The following is a 4,320-nucleotide window of genomic DNA, read 5'->3' on the forward strand; positions in this document are numbered from 1 at the left end:
GGTGTGGATGTCGATTGGGCGGCTGCGTTCGATGCGGGGAGTGCGCGGCGGACGGAGCTGCCGACGTATCCCTTCCAGCACCAGCACTACTGGCTGAAGGCGGAACGCGCCGAGGGCGACGTCTCCTCCGCCGGCCTCACGCCCACCAGGCACCCGCTGCTCGGCGCCGCAGTGGACCTGCCCGGCACCGGCGGCACGGCCTTTACCGGCCGCTGGTCGACGCGCACCCACCCCTGGCTGGCCGACCACGCCGTGTGGGGCACGGCCCTGCTGCCCGGCACCGGCTTCGTCGACCTGGTCCTCACCGCCGGCGCCGAGGTCGACTGCGGCGCCCTCGAGGAACTCGTCATCGAGGCGCCCCTCGTCCTTCCCGAGGACGGCGGCATCCAGGTGCGCGTCGAACTCGCCGCACCCGACGAGTCGGGCCGCCGTGCCGTCTCCGTCCACTCCCGGCCCGAGGGCGACGAGCCCGACTGGACGCGCCACGCCACCGGCACGCTCGTCCCCGAGGACCTGGAGTCCGACGAACCCGTTCTCCCCTGGCCGCCGGCCGGCGCCACCGCCGTACCCGTCGACGTCGAGTCCGTGTACGCGGGACTGGCCGAGCGCGGCTACGAGTACGGCCCCGCCTTCCAGGGCCTGCGCGGCGTGTGGACCCGCGACGACGAGATCTTCGCCGAGGTCGCGCTGCCCGAGGAACAGCGGGAGGAAGCAGGGAACTTCTCCCTCCACCCCGCCCTGCTGGACTCCTCGCTGCACGCCCCGCTGATCTACGGCACCGGACTGCCGCGACTGCCCTTCTCCTGGAGCGGCATCACCCTGTGGACCCGCGGAGCGACCCGGCTGCGGGCCCACTTCGTCCCCGCGGGCGAGGAGACCTGGCACGTCACCGTCACCGACCTGACCGGCGCCCCGGTGGCCCGCATCGACGCCCTCATCGGCCGGCAGGTGACCCAGGAGCAACTCGCCGGCGCCCGGCTGGCCCGCGAGTCCGGCTCCTCCCGGCTCGACAACTGGATCTACGGCACGGCCTGGCCCCCGGTCGAGGACATTGACCCGGCCGCCGCCCCCACCGGCACCTGGCTGGTCGCCGTGCCCGCCGACCACGCCGGACACCCCGCGGTCACCGCGTCCCTCACCGCCCTCGAAGGCCGCGGCGCCGACGTCTTACCGCTGTCCGCAGCGGCCGGCGGAGCCACGGACCGGGAGGGGTTCGCCGCCCTCCTCTCCGGCGCGGTCACGGACCGGGACGCCGTCACCGGTGTCCTGTCCCTGCTCGCCCTCGACGAGACCGGACGACCCGGCCACCCCGGCGTCACCGGCGGACTCGCGGCCACGCTCGCCCTCGTCCAGGCGCTCGGCGACACCGGCATCGACGCACCGCTCTGGATCGCCACCCAGGGAGCCGTCGCCACCTCCGACACCGACCCGGTGCGCAGCGCCGACCAGGCCGCCCTCTGGGGCCTCGGCCAGGTCGCCGCGCTCGAACACCCGGGCCGCTGGGGCGGGCTCGTCGACCTCCCCGCCGACCTCGGCCGGAACACGGGCGACCTGCTCGCCGCGGTGCTCGGCGGCGGCAGCGGCGCCGAGGACCAGCTCGCCCTGCGCGTCGGCACGATCCTCACCCGCCGCCTGGAACGGACCCCGCTGTACCGGCCGCAGCCGGACGAGGCGTCCTGGCGGACCACCGGCACCGCACTGATCACCGGCGGCACCGGAGCGCTCGGCGGACACGCCGCCCGCCGGATGGCCGCGGCCGGCGCCGAGCACCTGGTGCTGACCAGCCGCCGCGGCCCCGGCGCCCCCGGCGCCGCCGAACTGACCGCTGAACTCACCGAAGCCGGCGCCCGGGTCACCGTGGCCGCCGTCGACGTCACGGACCGGCAGGCCCTCGCGGACCTGCTGGCGAAGCTCGCGGCGGACGGCGATACCGTCCGCACCGTCGTTCACGCCGCCGGCGTCAACGGCTTCGGCGCCCTGGAGGAGACGACCCTCGACGACTTCGGCGCCGTGGTGTCGGCCAAGGTGGCGGGTGCCGCCCACCTCGACGCACTGCTCGGCGACACCTCGCTGGACGCGTTCATCGTGTTCTCGTCCATCGCGGGAGTCTGGGGCAGCGGCACCCAGAGCGCCTACTCCGCGGGCAACGCCTACCTGGACGCCCTCGCCGGACGCCGACGGGGTCAGGGCCGCGCCGCCACCGCCCTCGCCTGGGGCGCATGGTCCGGCGGCGGCATGGTCGACGCCGCCTCGGCACCGCGACTGCGCCGCCAGGGCATCGAGACCGTACGCCCCGAACTGATGCTGACCGCCCTCGACCGCGCCCTGACCGGCGACCAGAGCGGCCTCACCGTCGCCAACATCGACTGGAAGCGGTTCCACGCGGCGTTCACCACGCCCCGGCCCTCCGCACTCCTCCAGGGCGTCCCGGAGGTCCGCCGCATCGTCGCAGCCGAGGCCCGCGCCCGGCGTGCCGACCTCGTCACGGCCGGTTCCCTGCGCGAACGACTGGCCGGACTCGAGGAAAGCGCCCAGAACGCCATCCTGCTCGATCTGGTCCGCGCCGAGACCGCCGTCGTCCTCGGCCACCAGGACACGCACGCCATCCACCCGGAACGGGCCTTCCAGGAACTCGGCTTCGACTCGCTCACCGCCGTCGGACTGCGCAACAAGCTGTCCGCCGCCACCGGCCTGCGCCTGCCCGCCACGCTGCTCTTCGACCACCCCGCCCCCGCCGTGCTCGTCGCGCACCTGCGCGAGGCCCTCGCACCCGAGAGCAGCCCCGCCATGCACCGGGCGGTCGTCGAGGTCGAGAAGCTCAGGACCACGCTCGCCTCCGTGCCCGACGACCGGGCGGTCCGCGCCCAGGTCACCGCCGCCCTGCAGGTCCTGCTGGCCAAGTGGTCGCCGGACGCCGCGGAGGACGGCCCCGACGACGACCTCGAGTCGGTCACCGACGACGAGGTCTTCGACATCATCGACAACGAGTTCAACGAGTTCACCGCTTCCTGACGGTGCCGATCCGCCGTTCCCGTCCGACCGTCGGCCCTGACCGGTTCCACCAGGCCCCGCGGATCCCGCCGCCCGCCCCGCCGTCAGAAGTCTTTCTCTAGGAGCTGACCTTCTCCATGTCCGACGACAAGAAGTACCGCGAGTACCTCAACAAGGCAGTCGCCACCGCTCGTCAGGCGACCCGCCGGCTGCGCGAGGTCGAGGAGAAGGCGTGGGAGCCCATCGCCGTCGTCGGTATGGCGTGCCGGCTGCCCGGCGGAGTGACCTCCCCCGAGGGACTGTGGCGGCTGGTGGCCGACGGCGTCGACGCCGTCGGCCCCTTCCCGGCCGACCGCGGCTGGGACCTGGCGGGCATGTACGACCCCGACCCCGACGCCCCCGGCAAGTCCTACGTCCGTGAGGGCGGGTTCCTCGACGACGTGGCCGGGTTCGACGCCCCGTTCTTCGGGATCTCCCCGCGCGAGGCGCTGGCGATGGACCCGCAGCAGCGGCTGCTGCTGGAGACCTCCTGGGAGGTCTTCGAACGCGCCAACATCGACCCCACCTCCCTGCGCGGACGCAGGATCGGCCTCTACACCGGCGTCATGCACCACGACTACGCGCCGCGCGTGCGCAAGGTCCCGGAGGACCTGGAGGCGTACCTGGGACGCGGCAGCACCGGCAGCTTCGCCTCGGGCCGCGTGTCCTACACCCTGGGTATCGAAGGCCCCTCGGTCACGGTCGACACCGCCTGCTCCTCGTCTCTGGTCGCCATCCACCTCGCCGTCCAGTCGCTGCGCTCCGGCGAGTCCGAGATGGCGCTGGCCGGCGGCGCGGCCGTGATGGCCGACAGCAAGATGTTCGTCGAGTTCTCCCGCCAGCGCGGCCTCTCCCCGGACGGCCGCTGCCGCGCCTTCGCCGCCGGCGCCAACGGCACCGGCTTCTCCGAGGGCGTGGGCGTGCTGCTGCTGGAGCGTCTGTCGGACGCCCGGCGCAACGGCCATGAGGTGCTCGCCGTCGTGCGCGGTACGGCCGTCAACCAGGACGGCGCGTCCAACGGCCTCACCTCCCCCAACGGCCCCTCCCAGCGCGACGTGATCCGCCAGGCCCTGGCGAACGCCCGGCTCTCGCCCGCCGACGTCGACGCGGTGGAGGCGCACGGCACCGGTACGTCGCTGGGCGACCCGATCGAGGCCCAGGCCCTCCTCGCCACCTACGGGCAGGAGCGCCCCGAGGACGGCCGGCCGCTGTGGCTGGGCTCGCTGAAGTCCAACATCGGCCACGCCCAATCGGCCGCGGGTGTGGCGGGTGTGATCAAGATGGTGCAGG

The 4,320-nt window shown here is 74.2% G+C and carries 2 protein-coding genes; both read left to right on the forward strand.

Features of this window, described 5'->3' with window-relative positions; all coding sequences use genetic code 11:
* Window positions 1-3,012 (forward strand): SDR family NAD(P)-dependent oxidoreductase (locus tag ACZ56B_RS32620; protein WP_468798642.1); only part of this gene is annotated, 3,012 nt, incomplete at its 5' end.
* Window positions 3,013-3,128: 116 nt separating this feature from the next.
* The coding region (locus tag ACZ56B_RS32625) for a type I polyketide synthase (protein WP_468798645.1) at window positions 3,129-4,320 on the forward strand (1,192 nt) is incomplete at its 3' end.

The sequence above is a fragment of the Streptomyces sp. NPDC034670 genome, assembly GCF_055574875.1.